Below are 26,914 nucleotides of genomic sequence, written 5' to 3' on the forward strand. Positions count from 1 at the left end.
ACAACACTAGATTCCACCAGACCACAGGGGTAGATCGTGCCGAGTTGACCGCTCTCCCCGCCGAAACCGCCCACGATATCGGGGCAAATTTCCAAGTTCGCGCCGACACGCCGCCCCGAACCGTTCGCCTATTCCTCGTCTTGCCCGAACCAGCCAACGCGGCGACCGACAGGGCACCGCACTCGATGTCGGCCGGACCGGCGGATACGCCCGACCGGTACACATCCTGAGGCGATGCCGGAGACCATAGGCTTGGCGCGCGAGTGGACACTGACCGGGGAGATGCCCGATGACAGCTCTGCCAGATGACAGTTGGCTCCTCAACATCCGCCCCCAACCGTCCCGCGTCACGGCTGAGGAGTACGAGGCGCTACCCGAGGAGATCGCCAGAGCCATAGAGATCGTCGACGGCTATGTGGTCTTCTGCGCGGCTCCCACCCCTGATCACCAGACCGCCGGCAGGCGCCTGGCCAACCTCCTGGAGCGCTACGCCGACGCCGCGATGCGCGAGGGCCACCCCTGCCTCTCGGTGAACAACGACGTGGACCTGCGCCTCCGGGATCTGCCCCTGCTGAACCGGCGGCCGGACGTCGTGCTCTACCGGTGCCTCGATCGCGAGCGAGGCGAACGCCTGCGGGCCGAGCACGCTCTCCTCGTCGTGGAGATCGTCTCTCCCGGGTCAGAGACTCAGGACACGACCGACAAACTGGGCGAGTACGCCAAGGCCGGCATCCCGCACTACTGGATCGTCCGGCTCGACCGCACCGGCGTGTCGATCATCGAGCGCTACCGGCTGGACAGCGCCACGAGGTCGTACAAGCACACCGGAACCTTCATGAAGGACGAGCCGGGCGAGACCCCACTGATCAGCAACCCCATCCCCGTCGTCATCGACTGGGCGGCGTTGGAGGTCTGAGGCGGGCGGCTAGGAGAAGATGTGGTCGACGACGCGGGCCGTGGCCTTGCCGTCGTCGCGGGGGGCGAAGGTGGCCCGGAAGGCGTCGTAGCGGTCGGAGTGGGCCGCCGCCACCTCGTCGATCGACCGCAACGCCTCGATCACCTCGGCCGAGGTCGACAGCAACGGCCCTGGAGCGGTCTCCGGCAGGTCGATGTAGAGCCCTCGCTTCGAGGCGTACTTCGCCAGGTCGTAGCCGTAGAGGACGATGGGCCGGCCGGTGGCGGCGAAGTCGAACATGACCGAGGAGTAGTCCGTGACCAGCACGTCGGTCACGAGCAGAAGATCGGCCATATCCGGATAAGTCGTGACGTCGCGGGCGATGTCGGGGACCGCTGGCACCGCCTGCATGGCGTGCCCACGCACCAGCAGCTCGTGGTCGCCGCCCAGGGCCTCGCGCGCCTTCGCCAGGTCGAGCTTGACCATCGCGTTCTTGCGGTCGTAGTCGCGCCAGGTCGGCGCGTAGAGGATCACCCGCTTGCCCTCGGCCAGCCCCAGCCGCTCGCGCACCGAGGCCGCGAGCCGGTCGCGGTCGGGTGAGGAGAGCACGTCGTTGCGCGGCAGCCCGCTCTCCAGCACCTCGCCCTGGTAGCCGAACGCCCGGCGCAGCACCGGCGTGGCCCACGGCGACTGCGACAGCAGCACGTCCCAGCCGCGCACCTCGGCCACCTGCCGGTGGTAGACCGGCGGGCGCGGGTCGCGGGTCATGTGGGGCTGGTCGTTGCCGATGTGCTTGACGGGAGTGCCGTTCCACGTCTGCACCACGACCTGGTCCTCGCGGGAGCGGAACCACACGGGCAGGAAGGAATTGGTCACGATGTAGCGGGACCTGGCCAACGCGGCGTGGTGCTCGCGACTGCCCGCGCGCACCGCGGTCGCGCCGCCCGGCGGGACGAACGCGCCGTCCTTGACGATCCAGATGTGCTCGCGGTCGTCACCCCGGCGCAGCCGCTCCTCGTAGACGGCCCGGACGCTGTCGGCGTAGAGGCGCCCGTCGTTGACCACGTAGACGGTGGCGTCGTTGAGCGGCTCCGCGCGCTGCGCGGGGTAGAAGACGCGGCGCAGCACATGGGTGCCGGCCACGCCCTTCTCGCCCGCGGGACGGTCTTCTTCGACCGTGACCACCGGCACGTCGAAGCGGGTCGACACCATGCGGTAGACGCGGCCGTCGAGCGTGCGCGGGTTCTCGTCGAGGCCGGGCAGCGCGGCGTGGTCCATGCGCAGCGGGACGATCTCGCCCGACGGGTGGCGGATGGACATGTTCCAGGTGCCGGACGACAACGGCACCGCCTCGCCGAAGCGGTCCATGGCCGAGGGCGTGAGCCGCACGGAGAACTCGTCGCCCGAGCGGTCCATGGGGATCCAGTAGCACAGCCCCGAGCGGTGCCGCAGGGTGACGACGCGCGGCCCGGCGGCGTCGGGGTAGCGGCCACGCAGGACCAGTGCCCCGCCCTCCCAGACCGCCGAGGTGATCACCGGGCGGATGCGGTGGGCGGACACGATCACGCGGTCGCGGCGGTCGCCGAGCACGGTGATCTCGCGGTCGCCGGACGGCGCGCGGATCTCGCCCGAGTCGGCGAGCATGACGGACGCGGCGGGGTCGCCCTTGGGCTCGACCCAGAGCCGCCGTCCGTCCTTCTCCTGCAGCAACGCCGGAACGGCGAGGCTGACCAGGACCTCCGTGCCGTTGGCCACGGGGGTGAACTCGGCGGCCATGCGATGCCCGCCGAGACGGGCGTGGCCCTTGGTGACCGTACGGCCGGGCAGAAAGATCTTGAGGTCGAGATGGTCGTCACGGACGGCGGCGTCGGCCAGCTCGGCGCGGTTGGGCTGGAGCACGACCTGCAGCGCGCGGTCGGAGGTCCAGACCGGCCTGGCCCACAACCCCGGCCGCAGCTTGCGCCCGGCGGGCCGCTCGGGCCGGCCGATCGACGAGCCGCGCAGCAGGCCGGTCGCCCGGGCGCCACGGCTCCAGAACACGATCTCGGCCCGCCAGGTCGTCGCGTCGCGCACCGCGGGCCGGTGGCGCATGCGCCGCCGGACAGCGGAGACCAGGCCCCGCACCGCGCCGCGCCAGCGCAGCGCCCACGGGTTGAGGTCGGCGGAGAAGCCCGACCAGTCGTAGTTGCAGCCCGGCTCGCGGGCGCCGTGGGTGGCCTCGGGGGCGAGCACGCGGCGGGTACGCAGGCGTACGGGCGGCAGCCAGCGGGGGCCCCGCAGCACCACGGTCGCCCGGTTGAACCGGCGGCTGCGCACCGAGAGGCCGGCGAGGTAGGCGAACCCGGTGACGCGCAGCCGGCCGTCGATCCACTGGATGTCGTCGATGTGGGTGACGGGCACCAGGTCCGCACGCCGCAGCCGGAACAGAGCGGGCGGGAGCTCGTCGCGGAACGGCAGCTCGGCGTACCAGCGCAGGCCCTTGCGGATCCGCTTGGACGGCTCGGCCGCGGCCGCCACGACCTTGGTCAGCGTGTCGCCCTCGACCAGCTCGGCGTCGGGCCGGTGCTCGATCAGATGGCAGATGAGCCGCCGGGCGACGGGCAGCTCGCGCTTGACGCCGGGGTCGACGGCCGCCAGGTAGGGGCGGACCAGCGTGAGGAGCTCGCGCCTGCGCGGGACGCCACGCTTGACCGCGAGGTCCATCCGGGCGCCCAGCGGCCCGCTGAGCACCTCGCCGTCGAACGCCGCGTCGCGACCGCCTGGGCCCACGGCCCGCATGACCGCGTCAAGGGGCTCGCCGCGGTCGCAGAGGTCCTGGACAGCCTTCAGGCGGTCGGCGGCCTGCTCGCCGCCCTGGCTCTGGGCTGTAACGCCGGTGGCCATTGGGGGGACCGCCTTTCGGACCGCCATCACTGTTCAGCCCATGCTAAGGGGAGTCATCTGCCATGGAGCCGCTAAGCGGACAAACCTGCAGGTTAAACGCTTTCCTGAGAATCCGCTGAAGGCCCGCCCCACCGGGCCCGCCGCATGTCGACCCGGTCGCCGCGAAGCGGGGTGCCTTCGTCCGTCCAGTGGGCCAGGCAGCGTCGCTCGTGGTCAGGGGCGCCCGTGCCGTCGGCGTGGACGACCCGCCACCAGGGGACCCCGCCGCCCCACGTCGACATGACCCGGCCTACCTGCCGGGGGCCGCCTTCGCCGAGATACTCGGCGATGTCGCCGTAGGACATCACCATGCCCGAGGGGATGGACTCCACCACCTCGAGCACGCGCTCGGCGTAGGGGTTCACGGGCGCCATTCGGCCGGGCCGGCCTCGATGATCTCGTCGAACTTGCCCATCTCCATCGCGGTGCCGTCGGCCAGCACCTCGAGGACGCCGTCGCGCAGCGCGTAGATCTCGCCGTCCTCGCCGACGAGCCTGGCGCTGAGCAGCGTGGCCAGCCTGACGAGCTGGGCCACCTGCCAGTCGGAGCCGGGCTCGCCGACCAACTGGCCCTGCCAGCGCCCCACGGCGTGTGTGCCGCCGCCATGCCTGGCGACGATCTCGTGCGTCTCGCGCAGCTCGAATCCGGCCGGCGAGATCGCCTTCGCGAGGTCAGGGAAGGCGATCGGTGCCTCCCGAACCACGCGGAGCTCGTATCCCATGAGGCGCGACCATAGCGGATCTTTCAACCTTTGCGCTGATTGAGGACGATGATGGCCCCGGAGAAGATCGCCAGCGCGAGCAGCACACCTCCGCCGTACAGCCAGAGCCGCCAGGGATCGGGGCCCGGCTGTGACAGCGGGGGTGACTCCTTACCCACTCCGAAGTGCAGGTTTCCGGGGACGGCCACCTCGGATCTGACGCCGGCGAGCTTCGCGGCGGCATTGAGCGCCGCGCCCGCGTCGACCACGCCGAACCCGGTCTTGTCGTCGTATCCGGCCGCCGGACGACCCCGGGCGCCATCGATCAGCGCCTGCGCGACCTGCTCGGGCGGCATGGCCGGGTGGCGCGACTTGATCAGCGCGGCGACGCCCGCCACCAGCGCGCCCGCCGGGCTGGTGCCCTTGGCCAGCTCGTAGCCGCCGGCTCGCCTGACGACCGGGACGTCCACTCCGGGCGCCGCGACGAGCACGGACAGGTTGTCGCTGCTGAACGTGGCGCCCCGGCCCTGTCTGTCGACGGCCGCCACTCCGATGACCCCGGGATATCCGGCGGGGAAGCTCCAGTAGGAGGTGCCCTTCTCCTTGGCGTAGCCGGTCTGCCCGTCGTTGCCCACGGCGGCGACCAGGACGACGCCCTTGCTCAGCGCGTAGGAGACCGCCTCCCGCTCGGACCTGACCGGTCCGTACGTCCCGATGGACATGGTGACGACCTGGGCGCCGTGGTTGGCGGCGTAGCGGAGGGCCCGGGCCAGCGGGCTCTCCGGCGCGCCCTCCGCCTCCCTCGGGGGGTCGAGGCTGTCGACCGGTGGATCCTCGGTCACGGCCACGGGCAACGACAGGATGCGCGACTCGGGCGCGACGCCGACCAGCCCCTTGCCGGCGCCGGAGCCGGCCACGAGCCCGGCCATGGCGGTGCCGTGCCTGCCGGGCCGCACCTCGCGGTCGAGGGAGGCCGAGCTCATGTCGGGGCCGAGGGTCACCCGGCCGCGCAACTCACTGACCTCGGCGTCGACGCCGCTGTCGATCACGGCCACGGTGACGCCCGCGCCCTTGGTGACGGTCCACGCCTGCTCGACGTTGAGCGCGTCGAGGACCCACTGCTGCCGCTCGCGTACGGGCTCGTCGATCGCGGGACCGGGCAGCAGGAAGGTCACGGCGGTCAGCACGCGCGCGACGACGGTCAGCACACGTTCCCCTGGGTGCACGGCGGAACCTTGGGCGGATCCGCGAGGAAGTAGGCGATCTGGTTGCCGATCGACTTGGCCGCCGGCCAGAGCTCGCTGTGCAGGATCTCCTCCTGCGGGACGGCGGCCCGGGTGCGCCCGTCGGCGTAGCCTCCGGTGGAGAAGACGATGTACGGCCCGGCGCCGACCCAGCCGGTGCGCTGGCGCTGGCTGTTGCCGAACCGCTCGGTCACCGTGCCGGGGAAGGCGACGGGCAGCACGCCGACCCGGTCGTCCTGGCTGAGCTGCTCGGTGGCCGAGAGCCTGGAGTCCTCGTCCTTGAGCACGGCCACCCCGACCGTGAAGACGAACGTCGACGTCTGGTCGACGTAGGTGGCGCGGAGCATGGTGACGCAGCCGTGGTCACCGAGGATGCCGCCCACCGAGGTGTCCACGGCGTCGCGGCACGCGGTCTCGGGAGCGATGCCGACGCGCCTGGCGTACTGCTGGGCCCGGTCGAGCCCGACGTACTTCACCTCTTCGGGAAAGACTCCCGTCGCCGGCCACGTCTGCCAGCGCCGGGCGATCTCCTCCTGCTTGTAGCGGTTCTGCTCGGCCCCGGTCAGCGGCCTCGACCTGGTCTCGGCGACCAGACCGGCGATGCCGACCAGCACGACGAGCGCCGACATGGCCAGCGCGGCCACCACCAGCAGCACGAACCAGCGGCGGTAGCGGACGCCCTGCTGGAGCGCCGCCGCCTCCGCGCGTTCGCGGACGGCCGTGCCGCGGCGGGAGGAGGCCGCCGGCCAGGCGCGCACACGCGAACCGCGGCCCGCGGGCGCACCGAGTGGATTTCTCCGTCCCGGTGTGGCTCCGGTGCCGCGTGGCAGCCCTGAGGTGGTCCTACGTGCCTTCACCACCGCCTCGTTCCCAGGCTCGGCTCGTGTCTATTTTGTCCCCCTAGGTACGCAGATCATGCGTCTTGAGGACCCTGGGCGCGGCGTACGCGCCTGACCAGGACATATATCAACATCAAGGATGCCAGCGCCCCGGTGCCGGCGGCCACGGCAATCGTGCCGTAGACCGTGACCCGGGTCTGGTCCCTGACCACGACCCTGATCGGGCCCGCGGAGCCGCCGCCGACCGGAGCCGACGGATCCTGCGCCTGCCTGCCCCGCGCGCGCTCGGTGTGCCCGGCCAGCCGGGCCGCCTCGGTCAGCGCCCTGGCCGCGTTGACCACGCCGAACCCGGTGCCCGTGTCGTAGCCGCCGGGTGGGCGGTCGGTGGCGCTGGCGGTCATGGCCTGCGCGACGAGCGCGGGCGACATTTCCGGATATTTTGCCTTAATGAGGGCGGCAACCCCGGAGACCAGCGCCGTAGCCTGCGACGTCCCCCTGCCGACCCAGTATTCGTCACCGGGCCCGGCCCCCATGATGTCGACCCCGGGAGCGGACACCAGCACCGACGAGTTCCAGTTGGAGAACGTCGCCCGCCGCAGCCGCCGGTCCGTCGCCCCCACCGACACCACCCCGGGGAAGGCCGCGGGATAGGAGTAGGGGGCCGACGCCGCGTGGCCCGGGCGGCGTGCCCCGTCATTGCCCGCGGCGGCCACCAGCACCACCCCCTTGGAGATCGCGTAGCGGATCGCGGACCGCTCCTCCCTGGTCGCCAGCTCCTTGGAGATCGACATGTTGATCACGTGGGCGCCCTGGTCGACCGCGTAGCGGATGCCCCTGGCCACCACGTCCTCGAAGCGCTCGGCGGAGTTGAAGTCCCGGAACCCCGGCTCCTCGTCCTCCAGGATCACGCGGACCGACAGCAGCCCGGCCCTGGGCGCGACGCCGATCACGCCGCGCCTGCCGCCGGGACCGTGGCCGTGCCCGGCGATCAGCGAGGCCATGTACGTGCCGTGCAGGCGGCGCGGCGCCACCCCAGGCGGATTGGCCCCCTCGGTGAAGTCCTCGCCGACGGTCACCGAGCCGTCCAGGTCGCGGTGGTGCGGGTCGACGCCGGAGTCGAGCACGGCCACCAGGACCCCCTCACCCTTGCTGGTCCGCCAGGCCTCGGGCAGCGCCAGCGTATCGAGCACCGGTTGCTGCCCCGCGCGCACGTCGTCGGCGAGGGCCGGGCCGCCGCCCAGCAGCACCGCACCGGCCACCGCCAGCGCGGCCGCGCGCCTCAGCACTGCCACTGCGCCGCCCCGCAGTCGGGCATCCGCGGCGTGCTCAGGTCGGCCAGGACCCGCTCGGAGATCTCGCTCGCGAAGGCGAAGATGGCCGGCCGCTGCTCCCCCGCGGCCCGCGCGGGCCGCCCGTCGACCTGCCCGGCCGTGGTCAGCACGAGGTAGGGGCCGGCCTGTCGTACGGTGCCGGCCTGGCGTACGGAAGGGGTGAAACGCTCGGAGAGCGTGCCCTTGAAGGCCAGCGGGAGCAGGCCGGGCACGGGTTCGCCGCCCTCGGGGAAGGCGGACTTGGCACGGGCGGCGCTCAGCTCGTCGGGCAGGGCGACGACGCCCACGGTGACGAGCACGCCCCGCAGGGCGTCGATGTAGGTGGCGCGGAGCACTCCCTTGCAGCCGGCCCGGCGCAGCGCCGCGGCGGCCCTGGAGTCGACCGCGCCGGCGCAGGCCGCCTGCGGCGAGATGCCGATCCTGCTGGCCCGCTCGCGCCCGCCCTGCTCGGCGGAGTAGGGCAGCGTGGCCGGGAAGACGCGCCCGGACGCCCAGGTGCGCCATCGCCCGGCCACCTCCCGCTCGGCGGCGGCGTGCAGCTCGGCTCCGGTCGGGCTCCTGGTCAGCTCGGTGACGGCCGCGCTCGTGGCGACCCCGGCGGCCACCGCGCAGACCATGGTCAGCACGGAGGCCACTACCAGGGGCGGCCAGGGGCGAGCGGTGTCCACGGCACCGACCTTAATGCGGGCGACCCGGTGACATCCTTGGAAACCGGGCGCCGGACCGTATCGGACTCAGTAGGACGGCAGGCTCGGGTCGACGGTCTTGACCCAGCTCAGCACGCCACCGCCGACGTGGACGGCGTCGGCGAACCCGGCGTTCTTGACGACGGCCAGCGCCTCGGCCGACCGCGCGCCGGACTTGCAGTGGAGCACGATCCGCTTGTTCTGCGGCAGCCTCTCCAGGGCGGAGCCGTTGAGGAACTCGCCCTTGGGGATCAGCGTGGCGCCCGGGATCGAGACGATCTCGTACTCGTTGGGCTCGCGGACGTCGACGAGGAAGATGTCCTCGCCGTCGTCCTGCATGGCCTTGAGCTCCAGGGCGGTGATCGTGGAGCCGCTGGCGGCCTCGGCGGCCTCGTCGGAGATGGCCCCGCAGAACGCCTCGTAGTCGTCGAGCAGCTCGGTGACCGTCGGGTTCTTGCCGCACAGCACGCACTCGGGGTCCTTGCGGACCTTGAGGTCGCGGTACTTCATCTCCAGGGCGTCATAGATCATCAGTCGCCCGACCAGCGGCTCGCCGATGCCGGTGAGCAGCTTGATGGCCTCGTTGACCTGGATGGAGCCGATCGACGCGCACAGCACGCCGAGCACGCCGCCCTCGGCGCACGACGGCACCATGCCGGGAGGCGGGGGCTCGGGGTAGAGGCAGCGGTAGCAGGGGCCGTGCTCGGCCCAGAACACGCTCGCCTGGCCGTCGAAGCGGTAGATCGAACCCCAGACGTACGGCTTGCCGAGCAGCACCGCGGCGTCGTTCACCATGTAGCGCGTGGCGAAGTTGTCGGTGCCGTCGACGATGAGGTCGTAGCCGGAGAAGATCTCCATGACGTTCTCGGTGGTCAGCGCCGTGTTGTGGACCACGACGTCGATCAGGGGGTTGATCTCGCGGACCGACGCGGCGGCGCTCTCGGCCTTGGGCCGGCCCACGTCGGACTGCCCGTGGATGACCTGGCGCTGCAGGTTGGACTCGTCGACGACGTCGAAGTCGATGACGCCGAGCGTGCCGACGCCCGCGGCCGCCAGGTAGAGCAGGCCGGGCGAGCCGAGACCGCCGGCGCCCACGCACAGCACCTTGGCGTTCTTCAGCCGCTTCTGCCCGGCCATCCCGACGTCGGGAATGATCAGGTGCCGCGAGTAGCGGCGCACTTCGTCAACGGTCAGCTCGGCGGCCGGCTCGACCAGCGGTGGCAACGACACTTCTACGCTCCCGTTTCAGGGGGACCTATCTCCCTGTGTGAAACCTAGCTGGCCAGCGGGGCATTCCCCAATCGCGTCTCAGCGATCAGACGGCGCGCCTCGAAGGCCACCACACCGGGCATCTCCATCATCGCCACATGCCCGGCTCTCGGCAGCAGCACCAGCCTGACCTGCCGGAACGTACGGCCGGCCTTGGCGGCCATGGCGGGCCGCACCAGCCGGTCATGCCTGCCGTGAATGATCAGGGTGGGCGCCTGGACCCTGGCCGCGTGGCTCCACAGGCTGTCGGCGCCGCGGCGGAAGTACTCGGCCACGATGCCCCGGGCCGACCCGAGCATGGCCGCGGCGGCGTAGGGCAGGTCGTCACGCCGGCGCAGCTCCTCGATCGCCTCGCGCAGGCGATCGGGGTGCACCGCCCGCGCGTTGGCCCAGACCATCGCGAAGCTGGCGTTGACGCGTTGCTCGGCGGAGACCAGGCGGAGCTTTCCGGTGACCCACTCCCCCAGCCACGGCGTCGCGGCGGCGGCCACGCGGAACGGGCCGTACCTCGGCAGCAGGTCGGGCAGCGCGGGCGAGACGAGCGTCAGCGAGCGGACCAGGTCGGGGCGGTCGGCGGCGACCTTGACGGAGACCGCGCCGCCCAGTGAGTTGCCGAACAGGTGGGCGGGGCCGGTGTGCTCCATCAGCTCGATCACGGCCCGGGCGTGGCCCGCGACGCTGTAGTCGCCGTCGGCGGCCGCGGGTGAGCGGCCGGCACCCGGCAGGTCGATGGCGTGACCGGTCACGACGTCCTTGAGCTCGTCCATCAGGTCGGTCCAGTTGGTGGCGGCCCCCGCCAGGCCGTGCACGAACACGGCCCGCTCCGGCGCGCCCTCGGGGGTCGATCTGACGTGCACCGAGCCCACCGTGCGTCCTGGCCAGTGCGGGATCGGCTCTGTTGCCATCGGTCCTCCTCGCTCCCCTGATGACAGCCACCTTGGACTATCACACTATCTCATATCGGACAAATCCACCTTTATTGGGACTTATGTAGATAAGGCGAGCGGGAGAGCGGTGGATTCACCGCACTCGACCGCCGCCTTGAAAACGGACAAATCATGCCATTTCATTTCATAAAAGGTTAACATTAGCAATGAGAGCGTTAGTCTATCGTAAAACACCCCTAGGGCCGTTTGTATTGCTCGTCCGCCGGAAATGAAAACGGTCGGATGGCGCATTAACTGTCATCCACGATATTTTCCGATCAGTCCGGAGAATATCGTGAACGGGGCAACCGATCCTTTAGGGGGGAATTCAATGCCCAAGTTCAAGAGTCTCATCGCGGGGCTTGCGGTCGGCACGGCCATGACCGGCGGAGTCATCAGCCTGGGCGCGCTGACCACCGCGTCGAGCGCTGCCGCCGGCACCACCGCCTCCACCGCCACGCCCACCGCCAGCTTCACCACGGGCTGCTGGCGTCGGCACTGCTGGGGTGGCTGGGGTGGCCACCGCGGCGGACACAAGCGTCACAAGGTCAAGGTCAAGGTGCACGTGTTCAACCACAACAACCTTGACACCGACAACGACAACGACAACGACGCTGACGCCCGCGCGCGCAACTTCAACCGCGGCGACAACGACAACGACAATGACAACGACAACGACAACGACAACGACAACCGCAACTACCCGCCGTACTACTACTACGGCACCGCGGCGCCCATCCAGCAGTAGCTGAGGCTCGCGACGCTCGCAGTCGGAGCGTCCGGTAGTAGAGGTGTGGGCAGGCGACCGGATCCCGGCCCGCCTGAGGTGCCGACCCGAAGCCGAGTGCCTGTGTTCTCCAGGAGAATCGTTCGCTAAGGCAACGCGATTGGACTGCGCGGACACAGGCATTCGGAAAAGGGCCGCACCGGTCTCCGTCCCCGAGAATGCGCCCTCAGAAATCACGGGGCCGTTCAAGGGAATTCACCGACGGAGCAGTTGTCAAAGAAGAATGCGCCTCCGGCGGATTATCGCCGGAGGCGCATTCTGCGTTTCCGGAATCACCGGCCAGGTGCTCCGGGCGCCAGGGCAGACGGGACCGTCCCCGCGCCGGGACAGACGGGACCGTGCCCCCGCTGGGGCACGGTCCGTACGCGACCTCAGGGCGGGTCTCAGGCCGATTTGCGAGCCTTGCGCTTGGGAGCGGCCTTCTCGGCCTCTTTCTCCTTCGCCCCCTTGGCTCCCTTGGTCGCCTTTCCAGCCTTGGCGGGCTCGCCCGAACGCTCTCGCTTGGCCGCCTCGACGCTGGCCCGCAGCGCGGCCATGAGGTCGACGGCCGGACCGCCCTCCTCCTCGGCCTCGGCGGGCGCCATGACCTCCTTGCCCGCCACCTTCGCCTCGATGACCTCCTGCAGCGCCTCGCGGTAGGAGTCGTGGTAGGCGGCCGGGTCGAAGTCGGACTCCATCGTGGCGATGAGCGACTCGGCCATCTTGAGCTCCTGCGGCCGCACCTCGATGTCCTCGTCGAGGAACTCGAAGTCCGGCCGGCGGATCTCGTCCGGCCAGAGCATGGTCTCCAGTACGAACACCCCGTCGCGCACCCGCAGTGTGGCCAGCGACTCGCGCTGGCGCAACGCCACCTTGACGACCGCGACCTGCCCCGAGCTCTCCAGCGCGTTCCGCAGCAGCACGTACGGCTTCGCGCCCTGGGCGTCGGGTTCGAGGTAGTAGGACTTGGCGAAGTAGATCGGGTCGATCTGATCGGCCGGCGCGAACTGCAGCACGTCGATGCGGCGCGAGGTGCTCAGCGGCAGGCCCTCGAAGTCCTCGTCGGTGAGCACCACGATCTCGCCGGTGGCCAGCTCGTAGCCCTTCGCGATGTCGGAGTAGGGGACCTCTTCGCCGTCCTTGGTGCAGACGCGCTTGTAGCGGATCCTGCCGCCGTCCGCACGGTGCACCTGATGGAAGCTGACGTCCTTCTGCTCGGTCGCGGAGAACAGCTTGACCGGGATCGTGACCAGCCCGAAGGAGATCGCACCCTTCCAGATGCTGCGCATGTGCACTCCTCAGCTGTAGCGGGCAGCTCGCCAATGGGCACATACCCGTCATGGGGCAAGCGATGCCATACCCGATCGCACCAATGCTGGCCGTACCTGGGCAACTACCCACGGATCGGGAAAGGTATGGCCTGGAGGTCAAATGGGACGGCATCCGGGCGCTCGTCCATCTCGACGACGGGCTGCGGGTGACGGGCCGCCACGGAGTGGACTACACGCGCCGTTACCCCGAAATTTCGGGGTTCGGGGTCAAGAACGCCATCCTCGACGGCGAGCTGGTCGCCCTGGACCGACGAGGCAGGCCCAGTTTCGAGCGCCTGCAACGGCGGATGCACCTGACGGACCCCGAACCGGCCATGCTGGAGCTGTACCCGATCACCTACCTGCCGTTCGACCTGCTCTACCTTGAGGGCACCGCACTGTTCGAACTGCCCTACCGCGACCGGCGCAGCCTCCTCGACGAGCTGGACATCGGCGCGCCGCCGTACTTTCCGGGAGATTCCGACCTGCTCGCGGCGACGCTCACGCAGGGGCTGGAAGGCGTGGTCGCCAAACGGCTCGACTCCCCCTACCGGTCGGGCACGCGCTCCCCCTGGTGGGTCAAGGTCAAGAACCTGAGCACCAGAGAGGTCGTGATCGGCGGCTGGAAACCCGGCAAGGGCCGCAGGTCGGGCGGCATCGGGTCGCTCGTCGTCGGTGTGTTCACCGGCGACGGGCTGACGTACGTCGGTCACGTGGGCACCGGCTTCACCGACGCCACACTCGACGAGCTGTACGCCGCGCTGAGCCCGCTGGAGATCCCCCGCAGCCCGTTCGCCAACGACGTGCCCTGGCGCAACCGCTGGGTTAGACCCGATCTCGTCGGGGAGGTGGCCTACACGATGTGGACCGACGAGCTGAGACTGCGCCATCCCGTATGGCGCGGGCTCCGCCCCGACCAGCTCCCCGCGGAGGTCGTCCTGTGAAGTGTCCGGAACCCGGCAGATGAGGAAGAAGGTCCCGGTCAGAGTCGACGGGCGCGAGCTCGTGCTGAGCAACCTCGACAAGGTGCTCTACCCGGCCGCCGGCTTCGCCAAGGCCGAGGTCATCGACTACTACAGCCGCGTGGCGCCGGTGCTGCTGCCGTACCTCGCCGGCCGGCCGCTGACCGTCAAGCGCTACCCCGACGGCGTCGACGGCCCCTCCTTCTTCGAGAAGAACGCCCCCGAGCACACCCCGGACTGGGTCAGGAGAGTCAGGCTCCCGGCGGTGGGCAGCACCAAGAACCGCGAGACCATCGACTACGCCGTCGTCGACGACCTGCCGACCCTCGTCTACTACGCCAACCTGGCGGCCCTGGAGCTGCACGTGCCGCAGTGGCGGGTCTCCGCCGACGGCGAGGCGCTGCCGCCCGACACGCTGGTGTTCGACCTCGATCCGGGCGCTCCCGCCACCGTCGTGGAGTGCTGCCGCGTCGCCGTCACGCTTCGCGAGGTGCTGCGCGCCGACGGGCTCACCGCCCGGCCGAAGACCAGCGGCAACAAGGGCATGCAACTGTACGCCGCGTGGGACGGCCGCGAGGAGGCGTCGGTGTACGCCAAGCGGCTCGCCCAGCTGCTGGAGAAGGAGCACCCCGAACAGGTCGTCAGCGTGATGGCCAAGAAGGCCCGTCCCGGCAAGGTGCTCATCGACTGGAGCCAGAACAACCCGGCCAAGACCACCGTCGCCCCCTACTCACTGCGGGCCCGGCACCACCCCACGGTGTCCACCCCGCTGCTGTGGAAGGAGGTCGAGAGCTGTGAGCACCCCGACGACCTGATCTTCACCGCGCCCGACGTACTCGCCAGAGTGGAAGAACACGGTGATCTTTTCGGCCAGGCGTAGGCTGGTGCCGTCCACACCTTGGAAGGGGACTTCACATGTCGGAGATGGACGTACGCGGGGACGACGGCCCCTTCGACGAGAGTGGGCTGTCCGTGGAGGCGCCGGAGGCCGACGTCGCCGAGCAGCGTCGTGAGGCCGACGCGGGCGACGAGCCGCACTGGTCTCTCCCGCTGGAGGCCGACCCCGCCGACGCGGCGGACCAGGAGCGGGTCGTAGAGCTCGACGATGACGACTATCGCTGAGGTCGCGCACGTAGGATGTCATCCGGCCCGCCGCCATACCTCTTGGAGACCCGCGTGACCGCTACCCCGGACGCCAAGCCCCGGGGCACCCGGCTGCCCCGACTCGCCCGCCGACGGCAGTTGCTCAGCGCCGCGCAGGAAGTGTTCGTCGAGAACGGCTACCACGCGGCCGCCATGGACGAGATCGCCGACCGGGCCGGGGTCAGCAAGCCCGTGCTCTACCAGCACTTCCCCGGCAAGCTGGAGCTCTACCTGGCCCTGCTCGACCTGCACGTCGACGACATGGTCAACCGCTGCCGTGAGGCGCTCGCCTCCACCAACGAGAACAAACTGCGGGTTCAGGCGACGTTCAGCGCGTTCTTCGACTTCGTCTCCACCCAGGGTGAGGCCTTCCGCCTGGTCTTCGAGTCAGACCTGCGCAACGTGGCCCCCGTACGCCAGCGGGTGGAGCGGTCCCTCAGCGAGTGCGCCGAGATGGTCAGCGCGGTGATCCAGGAGGACACCGGCTGCGCCAGTGACGAGGCCCACCTGCTGGGCGTGGGCCTGGTGGGCATGGCCGAGGTGAGCGCCCGCTACTGGGTCACCACCCACGGCTCCATCCCCAAGGACGCGGCCGAGCAGCTCATGGCCCGGCTCGCCTGGCGCGGCATCAGCGGTTTTCCGCGTACGGCATAACAGCGTTCGCTCGGGGCGATCAACGACCTTTTCCCCATCCCCAGCGACGACCATGGGGTATGTCCGGCCGTCCAGCGGAAGCTCCGTAGCCGCCGCGTCCACAGGCACGAAAGGGAGCATGATGGAAGTCAAGATCGGCGTACGATCCGTGCACCGCGAGCTCGTCGTCGAGACCGACCTCTCGGCCGACCAGGTCGAAGAGGAGATCCGCAACTCGCTCGCCGTCGATCGTGGCGTGTTCGCCCTCACCGACACCAAGGGCAGGCGAGTGCTGGTGCCCGTCGCCTCCCTCGGCTTCGTCGAGATCGGCGAGGACGAGTCCAGGCCCGTCGGCTTCGGCGGCACCCTCTAAGGCCCTCCAGCCGCCGGCTGCGGCGGCACCCTCTAGAGCCTTCCAGCCCGCCGTCAGCGGCGGCACCCTCCAAGGTCCTCCAGCCCGTCGGCTGCGGCCTGCCAGGCTTCTGCGGGCCCCGGCGTCATCCGAGCGGCGGGGAGCGGCTTGCCGGCCGCTCCCCGAGGCCGGTCAGGCGCGCTCGCCGGATCTTCCGAGAGCGCATCCGGGCGGACGCCGGTGCCTGTGGAGGTCGTGACGCCGTGGCTCACTCGTGGGGCAACTCGCGCTCCCCCTCCTCAGCACGACACGCGTGGTCCAGTGATTCGGCCCACATCTCGTCAACGAACCGTCATAGCGGCGCGAGGCCCTCATGTCTGGCACGCTACCGCCGTTCACGCCCTCGCGCCGCTCGATGGGCGACCGCACGATGGTCAGAGGCCGAGGGCGGCCATCCGCTTGTTGTGCTCCTCGGTCAGCCTGGCGAACATCCGCGAGATCTCCGCCTGGTCGTCGCTCTCGGCCTCGGCCAGCATCCGGGCCAGCTCGGGCCGGGCCGCGGCGACCCGCTGCCCCTGGCTGAGCGCCTCTCCCACGAGCCGCCTGGCCCACAGGGCGAGCCGGCCGGCGGCCACCGGGTCGGCCGCCAGCCCGGCCCGCACCCGTTCGACCGCGAACTCCGAGCGCCCCTCGTCGGCCAGCACCTCGTCGACCAGCTTCGCGATCGACGGGTCGAGCAGCCTGGCCGCCTCCCGGTAGAAGTCGAACGCGATGCCCTCGCCCACGTACGCCTTGACCAGCGCCTGCAGCCAGTCGGCCGGAGCGGTCTGGGCGTGCCAGGCGTCCAGGGCCTCGACGAACGGCGACATCGCCGCCTCGGGATCGGCCCCGAGCTCGACCAGCCGGTCGTGCAGCAGCCGGAAGTGTCTGTATTCGGCCACGGCCAGCTCGCTCAGCGCGGTCCGGTCGGCCAGCGAGGGGGCCAGCGAAGCCGCGTCCTCCGTCATGCGCGCATAGGCACTGAGCTCGGCATACGCCAGCACACCGAGCAGATCGACGACTCCAGGAGACTCCTTCATGGAAGGCAGCGTACTTCCCGGAATCTTCGGGAACATCCGTTAGCTCGGCCAGCGTTGTGGTATCGAGTACACTGATCTGTGAAAGTGCGACCGCACTGTGTTATTTCGGGGATTTTCCCCGATAACCCCCGCTCCCCGGGCTGCGGTCGCTGATGACGCGAGAGGGCTGGCTCTACCGCGAGGACCCAGGCACGGGGTTTGTTTTCCGCCCGTTGGTCCCGGCAGGCCCGCCTTCATTTGAGACTGAGGCAGGCCACGCTGACGACTTTCCGAGACCTCGGAGTCACACCAGAAATCGCCGATGCCCTCGAGACCGAGGGCATCACCACACCGTTCCCCATCCAGGAGATGGCACTCCCACTCGCCCTGGACGGTCAGGACCTGATCGGCCAAGCCCGCACCGGCACGGGCAAGACCTACGCGTTCGGCATCGCCATGCTCCAGAGCATCGGCAAGCCACGCAAGAACCGCAAGAAGCCACGCGGGCTGGTCGTCGTGCCGACCCGCGAGCTGGCCCACCAGGTGAGCGGAGACCTCGTCACCGCCGCGGGCAAGCTCGGCTCCCGCGTGCTGACCGTCTACGGCGGTCGCGCGTACGAGCCGCAGGTCGAGGCGCTCAAGGCCGGCGTCGACGTGATCGTCGGCACCCCCGGCCGGCTGCTCGACCTGGTCAAGCAGAAGCACCTCGACCTGAGCCAGATCACCTCGCTGGTGCTCGACGAGGCCGACCGCATGCTCGACCTGGGCTTCCTGCCGGACATCGAGCGCATCTTCAAGCTCATCCCCGAGCAGCGACAGACCATGCTGTTCTCGGCCACCATGCCGGGCGAGATCGTCGCGCTGTCGCGCAAATACCTCAACCGTCCCACCCATGTCCGAGCCGAGCACGGCAGCGACAGTGAGGGCGAGACCACTCCGCAGGTGCGCCAGATCGTCTGGCGTGCGCACCGGATGGACAAGATCGAGATCGTCGCCAGGCTGCTCCAGGCCGAGGGCCGCGGGCTCACCATGGTCTTCTGCGAGACCAAGCGGGCCTGCGACATGGTCTCCGAGCAGCTCGACGTCCGCGGCTTCGCGGTCGCGGCCGTCCACGGCGACCTCGGGCAGGGCCAGCGTGAGCAGGCCCTGCGCGCGTTCCGCAACGGCAAGATCGACGTGCTGGTGGCCACCGACGTGGCGGCCCGCGGCATCGACATCGACGACGTCACCCACGTGGTCAACTACGACTGCCCCGCCGACGACAAGGCCTACGTGCACCGCATCGGCCGCACCGGCCGAGCCGGCCGTACGGGCATCGCGGTCACGTTCGTCGAGTGGGAGGAGCTGACGCGGTGGAAGATGATCAATCAGATGCTCGGGCTCGACTTCGCCGAGCCTGAGGAGACCTACTCCACCTCGCCGCACGTCTACACCGAGCTCGACATCCCCGAGGGCACCAAGGGTGTCCTGCCGCACGCCAGCCGTTCACGGGCGGGTCTGTCGGCGGAGCGCATCGAGGACCTCGGCGAGACCGGCCGGACACGCACGCGCGGCGGCGGCCGTCGTCGTGAGGAACGCGAGGAGCGCCCCTCCCGCACGCCACGCCAGCGCCGTCGCACCCGCGGCGGAAAGCTAACCGAAGAGGGCACCTCGCCCGTCGAGACGCCGGAGGTCGAGCCCGTGGACAACCACTCGCGCTACGCCGACGAGACGCCCGCGATCATCTCCACCGGCGAGGTGGAGGCGGTGACCGCCGAGCCACGGCGTCGCACCCGCCGCTCCGCCGTCGCGGCCACCGCACCGGTCGCCGACGTCAGGCGCGAGCCGGCCACGATCGCCCAGCCCGTCGCCGAGCGCCAGTCCGCCGTCGCGGAGCGCCAGCCGGTCGCCGAGCGGGAGCCGGTCGCCGAGCGGGAGCCGGTCGCGGAGCGTCAGCCCGCCGCCGAGCGGGAGCCCGTCGCGGAGCGCCGGGCGGACCGGGAGCAGGTCGTGAGCCAGGACAAGGGGCACGAGCCCAGTTTCCTGTCCACGCCGCCGCCTCCGGCCCGCAAGGAGCCGGAGCGGATCATCCCGCCCAGCCCGTTCGCGGTGATCTTCCAGTCACCCGATCTGGCGACGGACGACGACGAGATCGCCCCGTCCGCCGCCACCGAGCGCAAGCAGCAGCGCCGCCAGCCTCGTGGCGGCAACGGCGGCGGCCCTGGACGCCGTCGCTCCGGCTGACAGCTTCACCGGGCAGCGCCGAGAGGCGTTGAACGTCACTGAGGAGGCGCGCACCGCGACCACGCGGTGCGCGCCTCGTCATGTCAGCTGGTGAACGCCCGCCTGATCTCCAGGGTGCGCAATCGTCACAACTCCCCCGAAGTCGCACCAGCGTACGGAGTTTGCCGGTGTCGAAGCGTTGACCTCTGGGTATTGTTGCCCCACGTGAGTACGCCGCGCTTCCTCAACCTGCCTCCTGGCGTCGAGCCACGGAAGATAGAGACGCCCCAGGGCACGTTCGCGGCCCTCGACGCGCTTCCGATGAGCGGGGTGGTCGAGCGCTGGACCGCCCTCCTGGTGCCCGGGCTCACCGGCAGCAAGGAAGACTTTCTCGCGATTCTGCAGACGCTGGTCCAGTCCGGCCGCCGGGTCGTCGCGATCGACCTGCGCGGCCAGTACGAGACTCCGGGCCCCGACGATCCGGCCGCCTACTCGTGCGCCGCGCTCGGCGCCGACATCGATCTGCTGGCCCAGGAGCTCGGCGACGGCGAGCCGATCCACCTGGTCGGGCACTCCTTCGGTGGGCTCGTGGCCCGCGAGGCGGTGATCGACGGCCGCACCAAGTTCGCCTCGTTCACGCTGATGAGCTCCGGCCCGGCCGCGATCGTCGGCCGGCGGGCCCGTCATGCCCGCCGCCTCATGGAGGAGATCCCGGAAAAGGGGCTCGAGTACGTCTGGCACGCCAGGTTCGAGCCGGAAGCCATGACCGCTGACGTGCCCGACGACATCCTCGCGTTCCTGCGCAAGCGCCTGCTGGCCAACTCACCCGTCGGCCTGGCGAGCATGTCCGAGCAGGTGCTGACGATGCGCGACCGGATCGACGAGCTGCGCCAGATCGAGGTGCCCACGCTGGTGCTCTACGGCGAACACGACGACGGCTGGCCCGCCGAGACGCAGTCGGAGATGGCCGCGGCCCTGGGCTCCGACTACACGGTGGTGCCCGGCGCGGCCCACTCACCGGCCGTGGAGGCTCCCGAGACGACCGCCGCGGCCCTGGTCAGGTTCTGGAACGAGGCCGAGAGCCGCTCTTTGGACAAACGGTCCAATGTAATGTAATCATCTACTTACTATGGCGAGCATCGAAGAGCTAGTCGTCCAGCCGCCGCAGAGCGCCACCTGGCAGGTCCACCTCGACCGCTCCATGTGGGTGGGCGGCGTCCGCGGCCTCCTGCTGCAGGCGCTGCACCCGCTGGCCATGCGCGGGGTCTGGCAGAACTCCAACTTCCAGGACGATCCGTTCGGCCGGCTGCGCCGCACCGCCGACTTCGTGGGCAGGGTGACGTTCGGCAGCCCCCAGGAGGCCGACGAGATCGGCAGGCGGGTCCGCGACATCCACCGGCGGCTGCGCGTCACCGACCCCGACACGGGCCGGGTCCACCGCGTGGACGACCCCGAGCTGTTGCTGTGGGTGCACTGCGCGGAGGTCTCGTCCTACCTGGAGGTGGCCAGGCGCGGCGGGCTCGGTCTCACCGAGCGCCAGGCCGACCGCTACCTGCGCGAGCAGCGCGCCAGCGCCACCTACGTCGGCCTGCACCTCGACGACGTGCCCGGCTCGTGCGCGGAGCTGGACGCCTATGTCAAGCAGGTACGGCCCAGCCTGCGCGTCACCGAGGAGGCCGCCTCGACCGTGCGGTTCCTGCTCTGGCCGCGGCTGCCCCAGGAGCTGCGGCTGCTGTCACCGGGCAAACCCGCCTACTTCCCGTTCGGCGCGCTCTGCTACTACACCCTGCCGGAGTGGGCCAGGCGGATGTACGGCGTGCTGCCCGAGGTGCCGCAGGCGACCGTGACGGCCGGGTTGAAGGCGTTCAGGCTCGGCCTCAACTCCCTGCCCGAGCACCTGCACGACCGCGCGTTCATGCCCTCCACCAGGGAGATGCTGCACGGCGCGCGGCAGCGCCTGGGCGCGGCCGGCTACGACGTCAGCAAGGGGCTCAAGGGGCTGACCGATCCGCGCCGCTGGCCGGCGGCACTCGCCGCCTGACCTGCCACTCCGAGCACGACGGCGCCGACCGTCTGACCGGGCCACTCCAAGCCGGTCGCGCCGGCCGGCTATCCCGGTCACTCCGAGCCCCGGTCGCGCCGACCCGCTGACCCGGTCACTCCGAGAGGTCGGCGAGGCCCTCCCAGGGGCGGCGCTCGGGCCCGGCGGCCAGCCCTTCGGGGCAGTGGCGGCGGAAATCGCACCAGGAGCAGATGGGCCCCGGGCTGGGGGCGAACCGGGCGTCGACCTCGGGCGGCACGTCGGCCGGCTGCGCCTGCGCCCGCCGATCGACGGGCCCGGCGGGACGCGCGGGCGCGCCCATCGCCTCACGGTAGTGCTCGTCGGCGGTGGCGGCCTCGGTCGCGATCTCCTCGGCGCGCCGCAGGTGGCGGCCGAGCGACTCGTCGGTGTGACGCCACTCGACGACCTCGCCCGTCGGCAGGTGGTGCAGCTCGACCGCGCGGCACGGGGTGCGCATCATCCGGGACGCCGCGATCGCGTAGACGGCCAGCGCGAGCGAGGCGCGCGCGTCGTCCTGGGTGAGCGGCCGCCGGCCGGTCTTGTAGTCGACCACCACCAGCTCGTCACCCCGCCGGTCGAGCCGGTCGATGCGCCCCGAGACCGCGATGACCTGGGTGCGGGTGGCGACGGTGCGCTCCACACCCACGGGATCGTCCGAGGGATCCAGTGTGGCGACATAGCCGGAGACGAGGTCGCGGGCCCGGCCGAGCCACCGGGAGGACTGCTCGGAGTCCTTGAACCCCTCGGTGATCCACCCGTTGGTGAGCAGGATGGCCGCCGTCAGCGGGGTGCGGCGTTCGTACGGCTCACGCCACCAGGCAGCCAGCGCGTTGTGCACGCTCGCGCCCACGCTGTTGTGGGCCCAGGCCGGCCCCTTCGACGGCTGCGGCCGGTCAAGGTAGGTGAACCGGTAGCGGCGGCGGCAGTCGAGCCAGGTGTTTAACCGCGACGGTGTGCAGGAGTAGAGCCGCCGCGGCATCCCTTCCAGCGGGAGCTGGTCGTACACCTAGTCGTCGCCCGGCGTGATCCTGATGCCCGCGACCCTGGTGCCGTCGGTGAGCGGCCCCTCGTCCTCGGTCTCGGTGCGGGTGAGCGAGCCAGAGACCCAGCCGTCGAAGTGGGGCTCCAGGTCGCCGACGGTGACCTCCTCGCCGTGCGCGGCCAGCACCCGGGTGTCGGTGGGCAGCGTGAAGAGGCGGCCACCGATCGAGGTGAGCTGGTCGGGCAGCGCGGGATACTCGCCGCCGATCTTGCCGGGGCCGTCGGCCTGGAGCGACTTGCCGGTGAACACGGCGCTGAGCCCCTCGCAGTAGAGCGAGACGCCGCCGGGCGTGATGCCAGGCGTCTCCATGACGTCGAGCTGCACGTCGGCCACGCCGAAGATGCCGTCGTCCTCCATGTCGATGTCGGGCCAGGTCTCCGACCAGGTCTCCCGCCAGAGCGGCTTGTCCTTGGGGTGCAGGGCGACCACCGCCTCGTCCCTGCTGGCCACCTCGATGGCCGCGCCCACATGGTCGGGCAGGCCGTGTGTGCAGATGACGGCGAGCACCTCTCGCTCACCGACCTGCTCCAGGATCTTGTCGGCGTCTCGCGCCGGGTCGATGACGATCACCTCGTCGTCGTCGCCCAGGATCCAGGTGTTGTTCTCGACCTTGTACTCGGTGCCGTCGATGTCGACGGTGCCCTCGGTCACCACTCGTTCGATACGCGCTGTCACGCCTCCGAACTCTAGCTCGTCTCCATGGCCGTGCGAATCGCGTTGCGGATGAGTCGTACCGGTTAGTCCTCGAGTTTCGGCGAGAACGCCCCGAAAGGCAGGTCGAGGTCGAGCTCGCGCAGGTCCAGCAGATCGAGCTCGCTGAGCGCGATGAGGCAGCCGGCCTCGGCGGGCCAGGCGATCGCCCACAGCCAGTTGCCCAGCGCCTCGCCCGCGTAGACGGCCCGGTCGGGCGCGCCCTCGACGCACCACAGCGGGCTGGGGTGGCCCAGCACTCCGATCTTGGCGTTCGGCGGCCCCGAGTCGAACCCCTCACCGGGATCGGGCCCGTCCACCCCCGCGAACGCCGCTCCCAGCCCGACGCCGGGCTCCTCGGCGATGATGAGCAGGTCGGCGGGGCCGGCGCTGATCGACGGCCCGCACAGCGCGACCACGGTGGCGACCGCTCCGGTGCGCTCGTCGCCCGCCTCGGAGAATCCGGTCACCAGCCAGCCGGTGGGCAACGGCCAGGGCAGCCAGACGGGCACCACCGCGCTCTTGCGCAGCGCCTCCACGGCCGCCGCGGACGGCGGCCAGGGCGGCCGGTAGGGCACGACATCACCATGCGTGTCACAACGCCATGCACTCGACCAGACATTCGGCCCATGAAGCGGGCCAAAGCAACGGGGACACGTCGGAGCCGCTCTCACAGCTACCCACGGTGCTTCCTGGAATATGGACCCGTCAAGGCCACATCTCGTTGTCTCGTCGTAATCTTGACCATGTGCGCGTAAATTGTGTCGGCGCCATCGTCGTCGACGGCTCCAGCAGGCTCCTCCTCGTCCGACGCGGCCGCCCACCGGGTGAGGGCCTCTGGTCGGTGCCCGGCGGCCGGGTGGAGCCCCAGGAGACCGACCGGGCCGCCGTGGAGCGCGAGATCCTGGAGGAGACCGGCCTGCGGGTCGCGGTGGGCTCCCTCGCCGGCACGGTCGAACGTCCGGGGCCGGGCGGGGTGACGTACGAGATCCGCGACTACCACGCCACCGTGACGGGCGGCGCGCTCGCCGCCGGAGACGACGCCGCGGACGCGCGCTGGTGCACGTCCGACGACCTGGCCCGGCTCCCGATCACCGATGGTCTCGTGGGTGACCTGACGGAGTGGGGCGTGCTCCCTCTCCGGTGACCCGCCGTCAGCGGCTGGAGGTCAGGGTGGAGGTCCACAGGATCAGGTGGTCGGCGCTGTAGGTCGTGCTCCGGCCCAGGGCGACGACCTCCGAGCCCGCCACCGTGACCGCCGCCAGCCACTGCATGCCGGGGCCCGCCAGGCGGTCCTTCGTCAGGTCCGAACGGTTCCAGGTGAGGCCGTCCTGCGAGATCCAGGCCGCGCTGTCACCGTTGTCCGGGGAGCCGTGCCAGCCGACCGCGACGAGCCCCTGGTCGGCGGAGGCGAGGTCGTAGACGGCCGCCGCCCCGTCCGCGGGGAGCCAGGCCGTGCGCCAGGTGACGCCGTCGTCGTCCGAGACCGCGGAGAACACCCGCCGCGACCCACGCTCCACCGCCGACCCGATGGCGACGAGCCGGTCCTGGTACGCCGCCACCTGGCGCAGGCCCGCGCCGGTGGCGCCGGGCGGCGCGACCCGCTTGCGGGCCTTCCAGTTGACGCCGTCCTCCGACACCCACACGACACCGCTCTCCTGGTCGCCCGAGCCGGCGCCGCCCACCGCGACGTATCCCGAGCCCGTGGCCGCCAGGTCGTGGATCCGGGCGCCGGAACCGCCCTGCGGCAGCTTCCTCGACCGGGTGAACTTCCGCAGGTCAGGGGTGAACCACAGGGCGGCCGCCGGGCCGGAGGAGTCTCTGTCCTCGCCGGCCAGCACGTAGCCCTCCGGGCCGGCGGCGACCACGCGGACGCCGAGATGGGGATGATCCTTCGGCAGGGCGAGGTCGCCGGACGAGGCCACCCGCTTCCAGGTGCGGCCGTCCGAGGAGGAGACCAGGAGCGGCTCGGTGACGCCGATGCCCGTCTGCGTGCTGCCGGCCGCCAGCCAGCCGCGGCGGCCGTACGCGACGTCGTCGAGGGTCTGCTGACGCGGACCGCCGAGGCTCATCGAGGTCCAGCTCTGCCAGTTGAGACTGGTCCAGATGCCCGCGTCGCCCGAGGCGGAGCCGACCGCGACGTACCTGCCGTCGTGGTGCGCCAGCCCGTTGGTCTCCCTGGCCATCCTCGACAGGCCGTCGACGCCCGCCAGCCCCACCTGGGAGACGCCGCCGCGCGCGGGGGCGGCCATCAGGACGAGCTGGTTGTCCACGTCCGCCGCCGCCCGGTCGCCGCCCGCGAACAGGGTGCCCGACTCCGTGATCGTGAAGCCGCGCAGCGTCGCCCCCGACAGGTCGCCGAGGTCGGCGCTCTTTTTCCAGGCGCGGCCGTCGGTGCTGGTCAGCACCGCGTATCGGCCGAGATTGACCTGGTTGACCGCCGCGATGCCGCCCTGGTGGCTGATCACCGACTCGATGCCGGGGCTCTCGCCGCCGAGCCCGCCGATCGAGCCGCACAGCGACCACTGCGCGCCCGTCGGCGAACAGTAGACGCGCACCTCGCCGCTGACCGTACGCTGGCGGGTCGGCACCAGCACGAACTGTTTGGCCAGCACGGCCAGCGTTCCGAGCCGCGGGGCCGCCTCGGGCAGTTGGAAGCCGGTCGCCTGCCAGGTGCGGCCGCCGTCGCCCGACCGGACGACGCGCGAGCCGGCGCCATCGGCGGGCTGCGCCACCGCGATCGCCGTGTCGCCCCTGGCCACGACCGCCTTCAGCTCCCGCACGTCCAGCCCGCGCGTCTCGACCCGCTGCCAGGAGCGCCCGTCCGCCGACTGCCACGCCGCCGGGCCGGTCCCGCCGTCCTCCAGCGTCGTACGTCCCACCGCCACGAACCCGGACCGGGTCCTGGCGATGTCGGCGATCAGGTCACCGGCGCGGAACGCCGACAGCCCGGCCTGCTCCACGGCCGTCCAGCTGAACCCGTCGGCGCTCGTCCACAGCCCGCGCTCGCCGCCCTGGCCGTCGCCGCCGCTGGCCAGCCAGAGCCCTTCGCCTCCCACCACCCGCTGGACGGTGGGCGTGGTCGCGCCCGTGACCTGGCCCAGCTGCCACGTCCTGCCGTTGTCCGGCGAGAACAGGAACAGCGGGCGCGGCGTCGGGCTCGTCGTGTCGCTGCCCACGGCCACCACGGCGGGGCCCACCGAGGTCATGTCGTTGAGCATCTGTACGGAGCCGTCGCCGGCCGACGGGACCGTGAACAGGTCGTCGCCGGACTGGCCGGTGCCCGCCTCCAGCCGCAGCCCGGCCTCCTCGGGAGTGGTCCACCGCCAGACCAGCACGCCTCCCGCGACGACCAGCGCCAGGGCCAGCAGGATGGCGAACGGCGCCGCGCCGCGCCGCCGCCGGCCCACGGGGCTCGCCCGTCGGACCGCCGCCGGGGCCGGGCCTCGGTGATGCCTGCCGCTGGCCCCGGAGCGGGTCGGGCCCGTGGCGACCAGCAGGTCAGGCCGCGTGGGCCGTCCCCCCGGTGGCCGCCCCACCCGCCGGACAGCCTGATCCTCGCCGTCCTGGTCCTCGCTGTGCCGGTCCTCGCTGTGCCGGTCCTCGCTGTGCCGGTCCTCGCTGTGCCGGTCCTCGCCGTGCTGGTCCTCGCCGGCGACGTGCTCGGGCTCAGCGGCAGGACGTACGGCCTCTTCGCCGTGCTCCCCGGCCCCGGAGCGCACGGGGTCATCGACGTCGGGGCGGGGTGCCGGATCGGGCTCCTGTCCCGCCTTTTCGGCGCCCGGCTCGAACCAGGATCGCGGCACCACGCCGGGAGGGAGGCTGATGGACTCGGGTCTCGGCCGATCGATGTACGGCCTGACGGCGTCCGGCTGACGGGCC

The 26,914-nt window shown here is 71.1% G+C and carries 26 protein-coding genes; 11 read left to right on the forward strand and 15 right to left on the reverse strand.

The features are described 5' to 3' along the window. Positions 1–289: 289 nt before the first annotated feature. Entirely contained in the window at positions 290–916 is a 627-nt protein-coding gene (locus AC5L3X_RS15095) for a Uma2 family endonuclease (protein ID WP_494857505.1), read from the forward strand. Between the two features lie 9 nt (positions 917–925). Here AC5L3X_RS15095 and AC5L3X_RS15100 read toward each other — a convergent pair whose 3' ends face one another. The 9 genes from AC5L3X_RS15100 to AC5L3X_RS15140 form a co-directional block, all read right to left on the reverse strand. Continuing rightward, positions 926–3,778 (reverse strand): CDP-glycerol glycerophosphotransferase family protein, encoded by a 2,853-nt coding sequence (locus tag AC5L3X_RS15100; protein ID WP_494857506.1) that lies wholly within the window; start codon positions 3,776–3,778, stop codon positions 926–928. A gap of 92 nt (positions 3,779–3,870) precedes the next feature. Beyond that, positions 3,871–4,191, reverse strand: a complete 321-nt coding sequence (locus AC5L3X_RS15105; protein WP_494857507.1) for an MGMT family protein — start codon at positions 4,189–4,191, stop codon at positions 3,871–3,873. Continuing rightward, positions 4,179–4,538, reverse strand: coding sequence for a hypothetical protein (locus AC5L3X_RS15110; protein ID WP_494857508.1), 360 nt, complete (start codon positions 4,536–4,538; stop codon positions 4,179–4,181). The genes AC5L3X_RS15105 and AC5L3X_RS15110 overlap by 13 nt, the downstream gene beginning before the upstream one ends. A 23-nt stretch (positions 4,539–4,561) precedes the next feature. After that, on the reverse strand, positions 4,562–5,743 hold the full coding sequence (locus AC5L3X_RS15115) for a S8 family serine peptidase (protein WP_494857509.1): 1,182 nt from the start codon (positions 5,741–5,743) through the stop codon (positions 4,562–4,564). Next, on the reverse strand, positions 5,719–6,519 hold the full coding sequence (locus AC5L3X_RS15120) for a hypothetical protein (RefSeq protein WP_494857510.1): 801 nt from the start codon (positions 6,517–6,519) through the stop codon (positions 5,719–5,721). Before AC5L3X_RS15120 ends, AC5L3X_RS15115 begins: the two co-directional genes overlap by 25 nt. A 155-nt stretch (positions 6,520–6,674) precedes the next feature. Then, positions 6,675–7,892 carry a S8 family serine peptidase gene (locus tag AC5L3X_RS15125; protein ID WP_494857511.1) on the reverse strand — a complete coding sequence of 406 codons (1,218 nt, stop codon included), beginning with the start codon at positions 7,890–7,892 and terminating at the stop codon, positions 6,675–6,677. Beyond that, a complete protein-coding gene (locus AC5L3X_RS15130; RefSeq protein WP_494857512.1) occupies positions 7,880–8,599 on the reverse strand; it encodes a hypothetical protein in 720 nt (239 codons plus the stop codon). The genes AC5L3X_RS15125 and AC5L3X_RS15130 overlap by 13 nt, the downstream gene beginning before the upstream one ends. 66 nt (positions 8,600–8,665) lie before the next feature. Continuing rightward, positions 8,666–9,847, reverse strand: a complete 1,182-nt coding sequence (gene moeZ, locus AC5L3X_RS15135; protein ID WP_189128758.1) for an adenylyltransferase/sulfurtransferase MoeZ — start codon at positions 9,845–9,847, stop codon at positions 8,666–8,668. Between the two features lie 44 nt (positions 9,848–9,891). Beyond that, complete coding sequence (locus AC5L3X_RS15140; protein ID WP_494857513.1) at positions 9,892–10,791, reverse strand: alpha/beta fold hydrolase; 900 nt, start codon at positions 10,789–10,791, stop codon at positions 9,892–9,894. 352 nt (positions 10,792–11,143) lie between these two features. Here AC5L3X_RS15140 and AC5L3X_RS15145 point away from each other — a divergent pair, with 352 nt between their 5' ends. Continuing rightward, on the forward strand, positions 11,144–11,560 hold the full coding sequence (locus AC5L3X_RS15145; RefSeq protein WP_494857514.1) for a hypothetical protein: 417 nt from the start codon (positions 11,144–11,146) through the stop codon (positions 11,558–11,560). A 422-nt stretch (positions 11,561–11,982) separates the two neighbouring features. Here AC5L3X_RS15145 and ku read toward each other — a convergent pair whose 3' ends face one another. After that, positions 11,983–12,867, reverse strand: a complete 885-nt coding sequence (gene ku, locus AC5L3X_RS15150; RefSeq protein ID WP_189128761.1) for a non-homologous end joining protein Ku — start codon at positions 12,865–12,867, stop codon at positions 11,983–11,985. 62 nt (positions 12,868–12,929) lie between these two features. Here ku and ligD (AC5L3X_RS15155) point away from each other — a divergent pair, with 62 nt between their 5' ends. The 5 genes from ligD (AC5L3X_RS15155) to AC5L3X_RS15175 all read left to right on the forward strand — a co-directional run bounded on the left by ligD (AC5L3X_RS15155) (position 12,930) and on the right by AC5L3X_RS15175 (position 15,999). Continuing rightward, positions 12,930–13,832: a non-homologous end-joining DNA ligase gene (ligD, locus tag AC5L3X_RS15155; protein ID WP_494857515.1), complete on the forward strand. Its 903-nt coding sequence runs from the start codon at positions 12,930–12,932 to the stop codon at positions 13,830–13,832. Between the two features lie 19 nt (positions 13,833–13,851). Then, positions 13,852–14,730: a non-homologous end-joining DNA ligase gene (gene ligD, locus AC5L3X_RS15160; protein WP_189128763.1), complete on the forward strand. Its 879-nt coding sequence runs from the start codon at positions 13,852–13,854 to the stop codon at positions 14,728–14,730. A 35-nt stretch (positions 14,731–14,765) separates the two neighbouring features. Then, positions 14,766–14,972, forward strand: coding sequence for a hypothetical protein (locus AC5L3X_RS15165; protein ID WP_225264316.1), 207 nt, complete (start codon positions 14,766–14,768; stop codon positions 14,970–14,972). Between the two features lie 54 nt (positions 14,973–15,026). Next, positions 15,027–15,647, forward strand: coding sequence for a TetR/AcrR family transcriptional regulator (locus AC5L3X_RS15170; RefSeq protein ID WP_189128764.1), 621 nt, complete (start codon positions 15,027–15,029; stop codon positions 15,645–15,647). A gap of 121 nt (positions 15,648–15,768) precedes the next feature. Further along, a complete protein-coding gene (locus tag AC5L3X_RS15175; protein WP_494857516.1) occupies positions 15,769–15,999 on the forward strand; it encodes a DUF3107 domain-containing protein in 231 nt (76 codons plus the stop codon). A gap of 413 nt (positions 16,000–16,412) precedes the next feature. Here the strand turns inward: AC5L3X_RS15175 and AC5L3X_RS15180 are convergent, their stop codons facing one another. Then, positions 16,413–17,057, reverse strand: a complete 645-nt coding sequence (locus AC5L3X_RS15180) for a ferritin-like fold-containing protein (RefSeq protein ID WP_494857517.1) — start codon at positions 17,055–17,057, stop codon at positions 16,413–16,415. A gap of 348 nt (positions 17,058–17,405) precedes the next feature. Here AC5L3X_RS15180 and AC5L3X_RS15185 point away from each other — a divergent pair, with 348 nt between their 5' ends. The 3 genes from AC5L3X_RS15185 to AC5L3X_RS15195 all read left to right on the forward strand — a co-directional run bounded on the left by AC5L3X_RS15185 (position 17,406) and on the right by AC5L3X_RS15195 (position 21,279). Next, positions 17,406–19,259 (forward strand): DEAD/DEAH box helicase, encoded by a 1,854-nt coding sequence (locus AC5L3X_RS15185; RefSeq protein ID WP_494857518.1) that lies wholly within the window; start codon positions 17,406–17,408, stop codon positions 19,257–19,259. Positions 19,260–19,463: 204 nt separating this feature from the next. Further along, positions 19,464–20,354: an alpha/beta fold hydrolase gene (locus tag AC5L3X_RS15190; protein WP_189124242.1), complete on the forward strand. Its 891-nt coding sequence runs from the start codon at positions 19,464–19,466 to the stop codon at positions 20,352–20,354. A 13-nt stretch (positions 20,355–20,367) separates the two neighbouring features. Beyond that, positions 20,368–21,279, forward strand: a complete 912-nt coding sequence (locus AC5L3X_RS15195; protein ID WP_494857519.1) for an oxygenase MpaB family protein — start codon at positions 20,368–20,370, stop codon at positions 21,277–21,279. A gap of 115 nt (positions 21,280–21,394) precedes the next feature. Here AC5L3X_RS15195 and AC5L3X_RS15200 read toward each other — a convergent pair whose 3' ends face one another. The 3 genes from AC5L3X_RS15200 to AC5L3X_RS15210 all read right to left on the reverse strand — a co-directional run bounded on the left by AC5L3X_RS15200 (position 21,395) and on the right by AC5L3X_RS15210 (position 23,706). Further along, on the reverse strand, positions 21,395–22,306 hold the full coding sequence (locus AC5L3X_RS15200) for a RecB family exonuclease (RefSeq protein ID WP_494857520.1): 912 nt from the start codon (positions 22,304–22,306) through the stop codon (positions 21,395–21,397). Further along, positions 22,307–23,017 carry an MBL fold metallo-hydrolase gene (locus AC5L3X_RS15205; RefSeq protein ID WP_494857521.1) on the reverse strand — a complete coding sequence of 237 codons (711 nt, stop codon included), beginning with the start codon at positions 23,015–23,017 and terminating at the stop codon, positions 22,307–22,309. A 62-nt stretch (positions 23,018–23,079) separates the two neighbouring features. Beyond that, positions 23,080–23,706 (reverse strand): DUF6758 family protein, encoded by a 627-nt coding sequence (locus AC5L3X_RS15210; RefSeq protein WP_494857522.1) that lies wholly within the window; start codon positions 23,704–23,706, stop codon positions 23,080–23,082. A gap of 74 nt (positions 23,707–23,780) precedes the next feature. Between AC5L3X_RS15210 and AC5L3X_RS15215 the strand changes: the two genes are divergently transcribed. Beyond that, the gene (locus AC5L3X_RS15215) at positions 23,781–24,179 is read left to right on the forward strand and encodes an NUDIX hydrolase (RefSeq protein ID WP_494857523.1); all 399 of its coding nucleotides are present in this window, start codon (positions 23,781–23,783) and stop codon (positions 24,177–24,179) included. Between the two features lie 7 nt (positions 24,180–24,186). Here the strand turns inward: AC5L3X_RS15215 and AC5L3X_RS15220 are convergent, their stop codons facing one another. Further along, complete coding sequence (locus tag AC5L3X_RS15220; protein ID WP_494857524.1) at positions 24,187–26,841, reverse strand: hypothetical protein; 2,655 nt, start codon at positions 26,839–26,841, stop codon at positions 24,187–24,189. Positions 26,842–26,914: the final 73 nt, after the last annotated feature.

Source organism: Nonomuraea sp. CX421, from assembly GCF_059358955.1.